This window comes from Mesorhizobium delmotii (assembly GCF_900149755.1).
In the GTDB taxonomy this organism is placed as follows: Bacteria; Pseudomonadota; Alphaproteobacteria; order Rhizobiales; family Rhizobiaceae; genus Mesorhizobium; species Mesorhizobium delmotii.
Genome location: NZ_FUIG01000026.1, coordinates 251,385 through 264,425, shown reverse-complemented (window position 1 = coordinate 264,425; position 13,041 = coordinate 251,385). Strand labels below are relative to the sequence as shown.

The following is a 13,041-nucleotide window of genomic DNA, read 5'->3' as shown; positions in this document are numbered from 1 at the left end:
CGCTCACCTCTCCCTGCGGCTGATCAGCACCCGGGCCGCCAGCACAATGATGAGGATGGCGCCATTGGCGGCCACCTGCCAGTCGGGCGGGATGTGCATGAAGGTCAGCAGCGGCGAGGCGGCGAGCGCCAATGTCAGCGCGCCGATCACTGCGCCGATCGGCGATACCCGGCCGCCGACGAATTCGCCGCCGCCGAGGATGACGCCGGCGATTGAAAGCAGCGTGTAGCCATTGCCGATATTGGCATCGGCCGAGGTGGTGATGCCGATCAGGGCCATGCCGGACAAAACGCCGAACAGGCCGGTCAATGCGAACAGCACGACCTTGGTCTTGAGCAGCGACCAGCCGGCACGGCTGAGGGCCGCGGCATTGCCGCCCGATCCGCGCAGGATCACGCCATAGGAGGTTCGCATCAGCCCGAAATGAACGACCGCCGCGATCAGCAGCGCCGCAATGATCGGAAAGGGAACAAAAGGCGGCTTGAAGGCCATCAGCGACAGCAGCCAGTCCGGCGCCTTGCCGCCGGGCTTCGGCAGGATGAGGATGGCGAGGCCCTGCCAGACAAAACTCATGCCGAGCGTCACCACGATCGAAGGCAGATTGCGCAGGTGGATCAGCGCGCCGAGCAGCGCATAGACGCCGATCGACCCGAGCAGGATCAAGACACCGACCAGCGGCGCCTCCTTCAGCCACGTCGCCGTGACGCAGCCGACGAAACCGACGAACGTGCCGATCGACAGGTCCAGCTCGTTGCCGGCGATGACGAACATCTGCGCGATCGTCGCCAACGCGATCGGGATCGCCAGGTTGAGCATCAGGCTGAAGCCGAAATAGCTGATGGCGCGCGGGTTGAGCCAGGCGATCGCCAGCAGCACCAGCACCAGCGACAATGCCGGCAGCAGCCCGCGCAGCAGGCGCGCCCGCGCCAGCGCGCTGCGCTCGGAAGAACTCTTGGGGCCGGTCTCGACGGGTGCTGCCGTCATCTCAGGCCGCATCGCCGAACGAGGACTGGATGATCTTTTCCTCCGTCAGCTCGTCGCGACCAAGGTTGGCGACGATCCGGCCGTTCTTGAAGACACAGATATGGTGGCAATTGTCGAGCTCTTCGGTTTCCGTGGTGTACCAGAGGAAGGTGCGGCCGCGGCCGGCCTCTTCGCGCACAAGGTCGTAGACCTCGAGCTTGGTGCCGATGTCGACGCCGCGCATCGGGTCGTCCATCAGCACGATCTTCGCGTCGGAGCCGAGCGCCCGGGCAAACAGGGCCTTCTGCTGGTTGCCGCCGGACAGCGAGAAGATGTTGTTGTTCATGTCGGGGGTGCGGATGCCGATTTTCCTTTGCCAAAAGGTTGCGAGTTCGGCTTCGCGCTGCGGCGAGATCAGCAGGCCGTTGCGCAATCGCGCCAGCGAACGGATGCCGATATTTTGCGCAATCGACCATTGCGGAAAGATCCCGTCAGACTGGCGGTCGCCGGCCACCAGCGCCACCGGCGCGGTGACCTCGATGCCGGTTTTAGCGCGCGCCGCGGCGGCGAAGATCGCGAGCAGCAGGTCCGTCTGTCCATGGCCGGCAAGCCCGGCAAGGCCGATGATCTCGCCGGCATGCGCCACAAGTTCGTTGCCGTCCTCTTGCCGCGCCGGGCGGGCCCGGACCCGCAACGGGCCGGTCTCCGGCTTCTGGGTCGCGATTTTGGCTGCGATCTTCTCACGCGCTTCCGCTCCACCCATGGTCGTCACCAGCCTGTCGCGATCGAAAGCGTTCGCCGCATCTGACGCAACGACCTTGCCGTCGCGCATCACCACGATGCGGTCGGCATTCCCGAGCACCTCGCCCAGAACATGCGAGATCAGGATGCAGCTCCGGCCAGCGGCGACAAAGCGCCGGACGAAGGCCAGCAACTGGCCGGCCGTGTGCGCGTCGAGCGAGGACGTCGGCTCGTCGAGGATGACCAATTCGAGCGGATCCTGAGTCACCGTGAAGGCGCGCGCCACCTCGACCATCTGCCGTCTGCCGATGGACAGGTCGCTGGCGATATCGGAGGCGGAGATGCTGTGGCCCGGGAATATCTCGTCGAGCTTGGCAGCGATGAGATCGGCCGCCTTGCGCCGCCAGCCGAGGCCGCTCAGCGCCGGGTGGTTGATGCGCGTGTTCTCGGCTACGCTGAGGTTAGGGCACAGCGACAGCTCCTGAAACACGCAACGAATGCCGAGCTGTTGCGCGCGAGGCACCGAATAGTGGTCCTCGATGGCGCCACGCACCGCGATCCGACCGCTGTCGGGCAGGAGCGTGCCCGCCACCATATGCATGAGCGTCGACTTGCCCGCGCCATTGTGGCCGACGAGGCCGACGCATTCGCCGGCACCAACGTGGAAGTCGACGCCGGCGAGCGCCCTGACGGCGCCGAAACGTTTTTCGGTGCCGTCCAGTCTGATGATGTCGATATTGGCGGCGCCGAAATGTTTCTCGGCGCCGTCCAGCCTGACGATGTCGGCGTTACCCCTAGGCATCCCTAGCGATATCCAGTTGGCGATGCAGCTGGCAACGTGCCACGCTCACTTGATGTTGGCTTTGATCGCCGCGATGGCGTCTTCCTGCGTGTATTCGTGGCTGGCGACACCACCCTTGGGGATTTTCGGCAGCGCAGCCTCGAAATCATCCTGGGTGAAGGCGAGGTAGGGCACCAAGAGATCATGCGGGACGTCAGTGCGGCCGTCGAGCACCTGCTGCGCCACCCAGAAGGCCAGCGACGATACGCCCGGCGCGATGGACGCCGACCAGGTCTGGTAGCCGTCCTTGTCCTTCTGTTCCTTCCACCATTGCAGCTCGTCCTGACGGTTGCCCATGATGATGGTCGGACGCGGTTTGCCGGCTGCGGCAAAGGCTTGCGCCGCGCCATAGCCGTCGCCGCCCTGATCGACGACGCCGACGATTTCCGGCAGCGATGGCAGGATCGTCGCGACCGCCTTCTGTGCTGTGGTCTGATCCCAGTCGCCGGTTACCGAACCGACGATCTTGAACTCGGGATGAGCGGCGACGCCCTCCAGAATTCCGGCATGGATGGCGTCATCGATCGAGGTGCCGGCAAGGCCGCGGATTTCCAGCAGATTGCCGCCCTTAGGCTGGAATTTGGCCATCTGCTCGACTTCCTGCCTGCCCATGTCCTTGAAGTCGACGACCACGCGGTAGGCGCAGGGCTCGGTGACGATGCCGTCGAAGGAGACGACGACGATGCCGGCGTCGCAGGCCTGCTTGATGGCGCCGTTGAGTGCGTCCGGCGAGGCGGCGTTGATGACGATGGCGTCATAGCCTTGCAGGATCAGGTTCTGGACCTGGGCTGCCTGGGTCGGCACTTCCTTGTCGGCCGTCGTGAAAATGTCCGCGGCTGCGACCACCCCGTCGGCGACCGCCTTCTTGGTGACGATGCCATAGCTGTCGAGCATCGCCTGTCGCCACGAATTGCCGGCATAATTGTTGGAAAAGGCGATCTTCTTGTCGCTGGTGTCGGCAAACGCGGTGCCTGACGCGAGCATCGCCGCAAGGGCACTCAAGACGAGTATCTTCTTCATATGTTATCCTCCCATGGATTGCTGGTCGTTGTTGGCTGCTGGTGGCTGTTATGACGACCCTCGTTTCAATATTGTCAGACAAATTTAGAAGGGCGCACTTGTCAACAGCGATCGGTGACGGTTTGACGATCAACTTGCGGTGCAATGATTGAAAAGGCTTCGGCTCCTGGTCTAGGGGTGGGGGCAGGAGACCGAAATCGAGATGGCAGCGACGCCGACTGATGCGCTGGGCGCACCCGGAATTCCGGCGCGCTGGACGTCAAGCGCCAAGAGCGGGGTCGGAACCGCGCTGTCTCCGGCCTGCCCTATCTGGTTCACGATCAGCCACGGCATTCTCAACGAGGTCTATTACCCCGGCCTCGACAGCGCCTGCACCCGAGACATGGGGCTGGTCGTCACCGGCCCCGGCGGCTATTTCTCGGAAGAAAAGCGCGATGCCGTGCACAGCGTCGAGCCGTTCGAGGATGGGGTGCCCGCCTACAGGCTGGTCAACACCGCCGCCGATGGCACCTACCGGATCGAAAAGCGTATCGTTACGGACCCGGAACTTCCCGCTTTGCTGCAGGAAATCAGCTTCACGCTGCTGACAGGCGCGGTTGCCGACCACCGCGTCTACGCACTGCTGGCGCCGCATCTGGTCAACGCCGGCATGGCCAACACCGCCTGGGTCGCCGACTACGAGGGAAAGCCTGTCCTGTTTGCATCGGGACGTGGCGTCTGCCTGGCGCTCGCCTCGTCGCTGCCCTGGGGAGCATGCTCCGCCGGCTATGTCGGTGTCTCCGACGGCTGGCAGCAGCTCCGTCGCGGCGGCCGGCTCGACCCGGCCTGCCGCAGGGCCGACGACGGCAATGTCGCGCTGACCGGCGAGATCGGCTTTTCGGCTGCGAACCCGAAGGCGTTGCTGGCGCTGGGTTTCGGAACGACGCCGCAAGAGGCGGCGGAAAATGCCTCGGCCTGCCTGAAGTGGGGTTTTGAGCCCGCGGCCAAATCGTATGTCGAGAAATGGCGGGATTGGCAGGCTAGCTTGCTGCCGTTGGACCGGCATATAGCAGGGATAAACACCTATCGCGTCAGCACGGCGGTTCTGGCGACACACCGCTCATCCACCGGAGCGGCCGTCGCCAGCCTGTCGATTCCCTGGGGCTTCAGCATGGGCGACGACGATCTCGGCGGCTATCATCTGGTCTGGCCGCGCGACCTGGTCGAAACCGCGGGCGGCTTCCTCGCCGCCGGCGATCCGGCGCAAGCGCTTGAGATCCTCGCCTATCTCCGCTCGATCCAGCAGCCGGATGGGCATTGGCCGCAGAACGCCTGGCTCGACGGATCAGCCTATTGGCCGGGCATCCAGATGGACGAATGCGCGTTTCCGCTGCTGCTCGCAGACGCGCTGCGCCGGGCTGGGCATCTGGCAGACGCCGCGTTGCGCTCCTTCATGCCGATGGTCGAGCGCGCCGCTTCCTACGTCGTGCGCAACGGTCCGGTCACCGGCGAAGACCGCTGGGAAGAGGATGCCGGCTACAGCCCGTTCACGCTGGCCGTCGAGGTCGCCGCTCTGCTGGCCGCGGCCGACATGTTCGAAACTTGCGGCAAAGCAGAGCCGGCAAACTATCTGCGTGAAACCGCCGATGTCTGGAACGACCAGATCGAGCGCTGGACCTATGTCACCGGCACCCCACTCGGCGAAGAGGTCGGCGTCGAGGGCTATTACGTCCGTATCTCGCCGCCCGACACCGCCGGCGCGGCCTCGCCGAGGGACGGCTATGTGCCGATCAAGAACCGGCCGCCCGGCGACGCGGACCGGCCGGCCGAGGCGATCGTCAGCCCGGATGCGCTGGCGCTCGTCCGCTTCGGCCTCAGGGCCGCCGACGATCCGCGCATCGTCGACACAGTCAAGGTCATCGACGCGCGGCTGCGCCGCGACCTGCCGCAGGGCCCCGTCTGGTATCGCTATACCGGCGACGGCTATGGCGAACATGCCGACGGCGCGCCCTTCGACGGGACCGGCCAGGGCCGGCCCTGGCCGCTGTTGGTCGGCGAGCGCGCCCATTACGAACTGGCGGCGGGGCGCAAGGACAAAGCAGCGAGCCTGCTCAAGACGTTCGAAGGCTCGGCCGGGCCTGGCGGCCTGATGCCCGAGCAGGTCTGGGATGGTCCCGACATGCCGGAACGCGAACTGCGGCACGGTGGACCGTCGGGCAGCGCCATGCCGCTGGTCTGGGCACATTCGGAGCACATCAAGCTGCTGCGTTCGCTCAGTGAAGGCGCCGTCTTCGACATGCCGCCGCAAGGCGTGAAGCGCTACATCGAGGACAGGACCGTGGCGCCGCGCCGGACATGGCGCTTCAACCACAAGGTCCGCACCATGCCCGCCGGCAAGATGCTGCGCGTCGAACTGCTGGCCCGGGCGGTGGTCCATTGGAGCAGCGACGGGTGGGCGACCATCCATGACGCCGCGACGACTGGGAACGCCTTCGGCCTTCATCTTACGGACCTGCCCGTTGCCGATGTTCCGCCGGGCAGTACGATCGTCTTTACTTTTTTCTGGCCCGATGCCGGCCGTTGGGAGAATGTCGACTTTTCCGTCGGTGTCGACAAAAGCATGATCCCGAACCGAAGGTCCGCGTTAGCGAAAAGTGGCAACCGGTTTTCGGAAAAGGTCATGCTCCAAAGATAGAGCAAGTAGATCTTCTATCCCTCAAGAACCAGGACGAGAAACATGCAGATCGGAATGATGGGACTGGGCAGGATGGGCGCCAACATGGTGCGGCGCCTGCTGCGCGATGGCCACGAATGCGTGGTCTACGACATCAACCCGGCCAGCGTTGCAGCCCTTGTGACGGCTGGCGCGATCGGAGCGGCTTCGATGGAGGAGTTCGTCGGCAAGCTGACCAAGCCGCGCAGCGCCTGGCTGATGCTGCCGGCGGCAATCACCAGCCGGATCGTCGATCAGGTGGCCGACCTGATGGAGCCGGGCGACATCATCATCGACGGCGGCAATTCCTATTATCACGAGGCTGTCGACCACGCAGCGCGCCTGGCATTGAAGGGCCTGAGCTATGTCGATGTCGGCACCAGCGGCGGCGTCTGGGGCCTCGAGCGGGGCTACTGCCTGATGATCGGCGGCCCCGACAGCGCGGTCCAGCATCTCGACCCTGTCTTCGCCACCTTGGCGCCGGGCGCCGATGCCGGGGTGCCCGCCCCCGGCAAGGCCGCAGGAACCGCCCCCTTCGGCTATCTCCATTGCGGACCGAGCGGCGCCGGCCATTTCGTCAAGATGGTCCACAACGGCATCGAGTACGGCGTCATGGCCGCCTATGCCGAAGGCATGAACATCCTGAAGTCGGCGAATGCGGGCAAGAGGCAGCGGACGGCCGACGCCGAAACCAGCCCGCTGGAAAACCCTCAATATTACCAGTTCGACATCGACATCGCCGAGGTGGCCGAGGTCTGGCGGCATGGCAGCGTCATCGGCTCCTGGCTGCTCGACCTGACGGCGGGCGCGTTGAAGGCCGACTCGGCCCTGACGCAGTTTGGCGGACGGGTCTCGGACTCCGGCGAAGGCCGCTGGACGCTGAAGGCGGCGATCGACACCGGCGTGCCGGCGCCGGTTCTGTCCTCGGCCCTGTTCGACCGGTTCTCCTCGCAAGGCGAATCCGAATTCGCAGACAAGCTCCTGTCCGCCATGCGCTACGCTTTCGGCGGCCATGTGGAAAAGCCGAAGACCGGCTCGTGACGGGGAAGACACGCTCATGAACCAGGAACGATCCGACACGCTGGTGCTTTTCGGGGCGACCGGCGACCTCGCCCACAAGAAGATCTTCCCCGCACTTTACGCCATGGTCGCCAAGGGAACGCTGACCGAGCCGGTGATCGGCGTCGCTTTCGACGCCTGGGACCTGAAGCAGTTGGAGGCGCGCGCCCGCGACGGCATCGTCAAGGCCATCGGCAAGATCGACGAAAAAATCTTCGCGAAACTCGCCTCGCTGCTTCGCTATGTCAGCGGCGACTACCGCAGCGCCGCGACATTCGAGAAGCTGAAAAACGCGCTCGGAACCGCGCAGCACCCGCTGCACTATCTGGCGGTGCCGCCGACCATGTTCGAGACGGTCATCCAGGGGCTGGAGCAGTCGGGCGCAGCCCAGGGCGCGCGCCTGATGGTGGAAAAGCCTTTCGGTCACGATCTGCAATCGGCGCGCTGGCTGAACCGGGTCCTGCACCTGGTATTCGACGAGCAGTCGATCTTTCGCATCGACCACTATCTCGGCAAGGAGGCGATCCAGAACCTGCTCTATTTCCGCTTCGCCAATTCCTTCCTCGAGCCGATCTGGAACCGCAATTTCGTCGAGAGCGTGCAGATCACCATGGCCGAGGATTTCGGCGTCGAGGGCCGCGGCCGCTTCTACGACGAGGTCGGCTGCATCCGCGACGTCATCGAGAATCATCTGCTCAACATCCTGCTGCTGCTTGCCATGGAGCCGCCCGTTGGTCGCTCGGCCGACGATCTGATCGACGAGAAGGTACAGGTGCTGCGGGCGATCCGGACGCTGACCAAAGACGATGTCGTGCGCGGCCAATTCAAAGGCTATCTCAGCGAGCCGGGCGTCGCGCCAAACTCGCCGGTCGAGACCTTCGCGGCGGTGCGGTTTTTCGTCGACACCTGGCGCTGGCAGGACGTCCCCTTCTTCATCCGCGCCGGCAAATCAATGCCGGTGCACGCCACCGAGGTCATTGTCCGGCTGAAGCGGCCGCCGCTCGACGTCTTCGACCCGATCAAACTGGGCGACGCCAACTACGTGCGCTTCCGCATCGACCCGCAGGTGGCGATCTCGATCGGCGCCCAGCGCAAGGCCGCCGGTGACGACATGATCGGCGAGCAGGTCGAACTGACCGCGCTCGACGACAGCAAGGGCGACATGCCGCCCTATGAGCGGCTGATCGGTGACGCCATGAACGGCAACGGCCAGTTGTTCACCCGCCAGGATGCCAGCGAGCTTGCCTGGCGGATCGTTGGCCCGGTGCTTGGCGACACCACGCCGCCTCAGCTTTATGAGCCGGGGACATGGGGCCCTGCCGATGCGATGGCCGGGTTCGGACCGCCGAACGGCTGGATCAATCCGGCAAAATGAACTCGAGAGGCGACGCAATGGCTAAAGCGGCGAAAAAGCCGGCACAGGACAGCGAAAAGATCGTGCTTGCGATCGATATTGGCGGCTCCCATGTCAAGATCCTCACCAGTGCCGGCGGCGAGGAGCGCAGAACCGATTCCGGACCCGGCCTGACGCCGCAGCAGATGATCGCGACCGTGCAGACGCTCGCCGATGGCTTGCCCTATGACGTCATCTCGATGGGTTATCCCGGCCCGGTGCACCACAACAGGCCGCTGACCGACCCCGCCAATCTCGGCAAGGGCTGGGTCGGATGCGACTTTGCAACGCAGTTCGGTAAACCGGTGAAAATCGTCAATGACGCGCTGATGCAGGCAGTCGGCAGCTATGAAGGCGGGCGCATGCTGTTCCTAGGTCTGGGAACAGGCTTGGGTGCGGCGATGATCGTTGACAACGTCGCCCAGCCGATGGAACTCGCGCATCTTCCCTACAAGAAGGGCGGCAGCTTCGAGGACTATGTCGGCGAACGCGGTCTTGAAAAGCGCGGCAAGAAGAAGTGGCGCAAACACGTCTTCGACGTCGTCGAGCGGCTGCGCGCCGCCATGCAGCCTGACTATGTGGTCATCGGCGGCGGCAATGTCGACGAGTTGGACGAATTGCCTGCCGGTTGCAGGCGCGGCGACAACACACGCGCCTTCGAAGGAGGATTTCGACTGTGGCGCGACAAATCCCTGATTATCTGATATTATAATGGTTTGGGATCAGACCTGTTGATCTGGCCCGGGCGTTAGTATTGTTATTCAAAATAATGTGTGGCGTGGTGCGGCGTCATTGCGTTACGCAGATTTGCCGACTAGGAATTCTGCGACCCCACTAACGGAGAAAATAGATTGACCGACGACAGCAACAAGGCCCGCAAGGACATCGACCTTCTCGAGCTGACCGCTCACATCGTGTCCGCTTACGTCGAGAAGAACCGCTTGCCCGCTTCCGGCCTCGGCGATCTCATCGCCAGCGTCAGCGCGTCGATAAGTGGACTCGGACAACCCGCCGCTCCGGTGGCAGCGCCGCTGATCCCCGCCGTCAATCCTAAGAAATCGGTGACGCCGGACTACATCATCTGCCTCGAAGACGGCAAGAAGTTCAAATCCCTGAAGCGCCATATCGGCGTTCATTTCGGGCTGACGCCGGATGCCTACCGCGCCAAATGGGGCTTGCCTGCCGACTATCCGATGGTTGCCCCCAATTATGCGGCCTCGCGCTCGCAACTGGCGAAGGCGATCGGCCTTGGCCGCAAGGCCGCCCCGCCGGCGCCGGTCAAGAAGGCCAGGAAGCCCAAAGCCACGGTCTGACACGTCGTTCGAAGCCCGGCAAACGCAAGCTTCAAAGATTGGCGAGCCAGAGAGGGCGCGAAGGAACTCGACCTGCGCGCCCAATAGCCTCTCCACCTCCGCCGAGCGCGTTTGCCCCCATGCAATTAGCATGGTAGCCCGGAAATCCTCGATCCAGAGCCGATTTTTGCGCGCGCCCCGCACCGAACTGCGATAAAAGCGCTGTGGTTGGACCAGCGCCCTTCGTGGAAGAGCCCCGCCGGCCGATACACAATCTCGTCGGGGCCATTCACAAATGACAGCCGAACAGACATCGCCCGACCGGCGCTATGCCGCCTTCCGCCACAAACCCTTCCTGAGTTATTGGGCGGCACGCTTCCTCTCCACATTCGCCACCCAGATCGTATCCGTCGCCGTCGGCTGGCAGGTGTACGACCTGACCCGCGATCCATTCGATCTCGGCCTTGTCGGCATTGTCCAGTTCTTGCCTTCGCTGCTGCTGGTGTTGGTCACCGGGGTGGTCGCCGACCGTTTCGGCCGCCGCCTGATCATGGCGCTGACCGCACTGCTGGAGGCGATCTGCGCGTTGGTGTTGCTGCTGCTGACGCTGCGCGGCCTTAGCGGGCCGGGGTTGATCTTCGGCGTGCTCGCCATGTTCGGCATCGCGCGCGCCTTCTTCGGACCGGCGGCAGCGTCGCTGTTCGCCAACCTCGTGCCACCTGAGGATTTCGGCAACGCGATCGCCTGGAATTCGTCAGCCTGGCAGACGGCGACCGTCGTCGGACCGGTCGCCGGTGGCTTGCTCTACGGGCTTTCGGCGGAAGCGGCATACGGCACCGCAGCCGTTCTGATGTTTGTCGCCGCGGTGCTGGTCTTTACTATCCCGAAGCCTGCCCAGCGCAGCGAAACCGACAGGCCGACGATGCAGACCCTGTTTGCCGGCTTCGGCTATATCTGGAGCGAGAAGATCGTGCTCGGCGCCATTTCGCTCGATTTGTTCGCCGTGCTTTTGTCCGGCGCCACGGCACTGCTGCCGGTCTATGCGCGCGACATCCTCGATCTCGGCCCATGGGGCCTGGGACTGTTGCGCTCGGCACCGGGCATCGGCGCCATCTGCGTTGCCATCTGGCTGGCCGGACATCCGATCCGCAACCATGCCGGCGTGGTCATGCTCGGCTTCGTCGCGCTGTTCGGCGCCTCTACCGTGCTGTTCGGCCTCTCCACCATCACCTGGCTGTCGATCGCAGCGCTCGCCTTGCTCGGCGCCACTGATATGTTCAGCGTCTACATCAGAGAGACGCTGATCCAGCTGTGGACGCCGGACCAGGTGCGCGGCCGCGTCAACGCCGTCAATCAGGTTTTCGTCGGCGCCTCCAACGAGCTCGGCGAATTTCGCGCCGGCACCATGGCGGCATTGATCGGCACCGTGCCTGCGGTGGTGATCGGCGGCGTCGGGGCAGTCGTTGTCGCCGGGCTGTGGGCGGTGCTGTTCCCGCAACTGCGCAAGGTGCGCCACCTCAACGGGCGAAACTGATCCAGGGCATACTGACCCAGACGCTGCCCCCCCCGACGTCTCAGCACTCATCGATCGGGAAGGATGCTATTCGGGTGTAGCAACGCGAATCGCGCGGGTGCCGATCTTTGCCCCTGTGACGGCATCCACGGCCACCGGCTCGATTTCTGCTCCTGTCTCAGCGTCGATGTATCGCGCCAACCTGCCTTCGCCACGGTACTGGCGTCCCCACGCACCCAGTAAGATCAGCACCGGCAAGAAATCGCGTCCGGCGGCGGTCAGCACGTACTCATCGCGCGGAGGCCGCTCCGAGTAGCGTCGCTTTTCCAGAAGTCCCTCCTCCGTCAGCGTCGCCAGCCGCCGGTTCAGGATGGTTGGGGCGATGCCCAGACTTTTCCGGAATTCGTCGAAGCGGGTGAGGCCCAGGCTCGCGTCGCGAAGGATCAACATGCTCCACGCATCGCCGACGCAGGTCAGGCCGCGGGCGATCGGGCAAGAGGCATCGGAAAGATTTTTCATGTTCATATCATTTTGATAGTGACTTCATATCGAAATGATAGTAACTTCCTTTTGAAATGCAATCCAGCAGAAAGAAAGGAGTGACTTCCATGAACAGGACCAACCTTGGCATCCCCCATCCGGAACGCAACCGTCAGCGCGTGCAATCGGCACATCATGTCGCCGCGGGCCAGCCGAGATCGGCATCAACCAAACGGAGCGTCGCAATGATCAACCTCATCGGTGGCGTGGCGGCATTCTTCCTGGCCGCGTCTCCGTTGCATGCCGGCGAGCTGTCGGTCATGGCCGGGGAGAGTATCGATCTCGGCGGTTTCGCGGCGTCTTACACTACACCGACGAAAATGACGGCTATCGGGTGATCGCAACGATAGCCGATGGTGAGGCCGGGCTCCCGGTGCGTTTCTCGGCCACGCTCGCCGAAGGGCAGTCGGCTAGGATATCCGTGCCGCGGAAATTGGGCGAACCTGAGCAAAGCCTCGAGATTTCGCGCTCCGGCGACAAGCTTACCGTCACCGAGCTGGGGTCGGTGTCCAACCAGCGAACTGGGGCCCTTGCCGACTAATGCCGCTCATCGGATCGCCGAGGCGTGCGCCACATCTCCATTTGGCGCGCATGCCTGCAGCCGCCAATCCAACACAAAGAAAGAAGTGACTTCCATGAACAAGACCAATCCTGGCGTCGCCCTGGTGACAGGGGCATCCACCGGCATCGGGCGCGCAACGGCCATTGCTTTGCAAACCGCCGGCTTTCGCGTGTTCGGCACCAGCCGTCGCGCGGTCGCCGATCGATCCGACGGCGTTACCATGCTGACCTGCGACGTCACCGATGACGCGTCGGTGGCGAAACTGGTCGATGACGTGTTGGCCGAGGCCGGGCGTATCGACCTGCTCGTCAACAATGCCGGCATCGGCCTGCTCCGCGGCGCGGAAGAGTCCTCGACCACTCAGGCTCAGGCACTGTTCGATGTGAACGTCTTCGGCGTGCTCCGCGTGACCAACGCGGTCCTGC

12 protein-coding genes are annotated in these 13,041 nt (G+C 64.0%); 8 read left to right on the top strand and 4 right to left on the bottom strand.

Translation table 11 applies throughout. The features are described 5' to 3' along the window. Positions 1-3: 3 nt before the first annotated feature. The 3 genes from BQ8482_RS17980 to BQ8482_RS17970 are packed head-to-tail and all read right to left on the bottom strand — an operon-like array spanning position 4 to position 3,565. Positions 4-984, bottom strand: a complete 981-nt coding sequence (locus BQ8482_RS17980) for an ABC transporter permease (protein ID WP_165848607.1) — start codon at positions 982-984, stop codon at positions 4-6. Position 985: 1 nt separating this feature from the next. Further along, entirely contained in the window at positions 986-2,506 is a 1,521-nt protein-coding gene (locus BQ8482_RS17975; RefSeq protein ID WP_123148853.1) for an ATP-binding cassette domain-containing protein, read from the bottom strand. Between the two features lie 45 nt (positions 2,507-2,551). Continuing rightward, a complete protein-coding gene (locus BQ8482_RS17970; protein ID WP_123148852.1) occupies positions 2,552-3,565 on the bottom strand; it encodes a substrate-binding domain-containing protein in 1,014 nt (337 codons plus the stop codon). Positions 3,566-3,767: 202 nt separating this feature from the next. Between BQ8482_RS17970 and BQ8482_RS17965 the strand changes: the two genes are divergently transcribed. The 6 genes from BQ8482_RS17965 to BQ8482_RS17940 all read left to right on the top strand — a co-directional run bounded on the left by BQ8482_RS17965 (position 3,768) and on the right by BQ8482_RS17940 (position 11,535). Beyond that, a complete protein-coding gene (locus tag BQ8482_RS17965) occupies positions 3,768-6,239 on the top strand; it encodes a glucan 1,4-alpha-glucosidase (protein ID WP_123148851.1) in 2,472 nt (823 codons plus the stop codon). A 42-nt stretch (positions 6,240-6,281) separates the two neighbouring features. Continuing rightward, positions 6,282-7,298, top strand: coding sequence for a phosphogluconate dehydrogenase (NAD(+)-dependent, decarboxylating) (gene gnd / locus BQ8482_RS17960; protein WP_123148850.1), 1,017 nt, complete (start codon positions 6,282-6,284; stop codon positions 7,296-7,298). A gap of 16 nt (positions 7,299-7,314) precedes the next feature. Then, positions 7,315-8,691 carry a glucose-6-phosphate dehydrogenase gene (gene zwf / locus BQ8482_RS17955; protein WP_123148849.1) on the top strand — a complete coding sequence of 459 codons (1,377 nt, stop codon included), beginning with the start codon at positions 7,315-7,317 and terminating at the stop codon, positions 8,689-8,691. Between the two features lie 17 nt (positions 8,692-8,708). Further along, on the top strand, positions 8,709-9,413 hold the full coding sequence (locus BQ8482_RS17950; protein WP_123148848.1) for an ROK family protein: 705 nt from the start codon (positions 8,709-8,711) through the stop codon (positions 9,411-9,413). 147 nt (positions 9,414-9,560) lie between these two features. Further along, positions 9,561-10,022 carry a Ros/MucR family transcriptional regulator gene (locus BQ8482_RS17945; RefSeq protein WP_123148847.1) on the top strand — a complete coding sequence of 154 codons (462 nt, stop codon included), beginning with the start codon at positions 9,561-9,563 and terminating at the stop codon, positions 10,020-10,022. Between the two features lie 274 nt (positions 10,023-10,296). Beyond that, positions 10,297-11,535, top strand: coding sequence for an MFS transporter (locus BQ8482_RS17940; RefSeq protein ID WP_123148846.1), 1,239 nt, complete (start codon positions 10,297-10,299; stop codon positions 11,533-11,535). 66 nt (positions 11,536-11,601) lie between these two features. On the opposite strand, the gene BQ8482_RS17935 is transcribed toward BQ8482_RS17940, so the two are convergent. Beyond that, entirely contained in the window at positions 11,602-12,033 is a 432-nt protein-coding gene (locus tag BQ8482_RS17935) for a winged helix-turn-helix transcriptional regulator (RefSeq protein ID WP_208867736.1), read from the bottom strand. A gap of 206 nt (positions 12,034-12,239) precedes the next feature. Between BQ8482_RS17935 and BQ8482_RS39350 the strand changes: the two genes are divergently transcribed. Next, complete coding sequence (locus tag BQ8482_RS39350) at positions 12,240-12,392, top strand: hypothetical protein (RefSeq protein WP_244602853.1); 153 nt, start codon at positions 12,240-12,242, stop codon at positions 12,390-12,392. A 297-nt stretch (positions 12,393-12,689) separates the two neighbouring features. Then, on the top strand, positions 12,690-13,041 hold a 352-nt coding region (locus BQ8482_RS39345; protein ID WP_244602852.1), incomplete at its 3' end, for an SDR family NAD(P)-dependent oxidoreductase.

What these genes read in the sequence shown, in the direction of transcription:
- BQ8482_RS17940 (WP_123148846.1), top strand. Translation starts at nt 10,297, where the DNA reads ATGACAGCCGAACAGACATCGCCCGACCGGCGCTATGCCGCCTTCCGC.
- zwf (WP_123148849.1), top strand. Translation starts at nt 7,315, where the DNA reads ATGAACCAGGAACGATCCGACACGCTGGTGCTTTTCGGGGCGACCGGC.
- BQ8482_RS17975 (WP_123148853.1), bottom strand. Translation starts at nt 2,506, where the DNA reads ATGCCTAGGGGTAACGCCGACATCGTCAGGCTGGACGGCGCCGAGAAA.
- gnd (WP_123148850.1), top strand. Translation starts at nt 6,282, where the DNA reads ATGCAGATCGGAATGATGGGACTGGGCAGGATGGGCGCCAACATGGTG.
- BQ8482_RS17950 (WP_123148848.1), top strand. Translation starts at nt 8,709, where the DNA reads ATGGCTAAAGCGGCGAAAAAGCCGGCACAGGACAGCGAAAAGATCGTG.
- BQ8482_RS39350 (WP_244602853.1), top strand. Translation starts at nt 12,240, where the DNA reads ATGATCAACCTCATCGGTGGCGTGGCGGCATTCTTCCTGGCCGCGTCT.
- BQ8482_RS17980 (WP_165848607.1), bottom strand. Translation starts at nt 984, where the DNA reads ATGACGGCAGCACCCGTCGAGACCGGCCCCAAGAGTTCTTCCGAGCGC.
- BQ8482_RS17965 (WP_123148851.1), top strand. Translation starts at nt 3,768, where the DNA reads ATGGCAGCGACGCCGACTGATGCGCTGGGCGCACCCGGAATTCCGGCG.
- BQ8482_RS17935 (WP_208867736.1), bottom strand. Translation starts at nt 12,033, where the DNA reads ATGAAAAATCTTTCCGATGCCTCTTGCCCGATCGCCCGCGGCCTGACC.
- BQ8482_RS17970 (WP_123148852.1), bottom strand. Translation starts at nt 3,565, where the DNA reads ATGAAGAAGATACTCGTCTTGAGTGCCCTTGCGGCGATGCTCGCGTCA.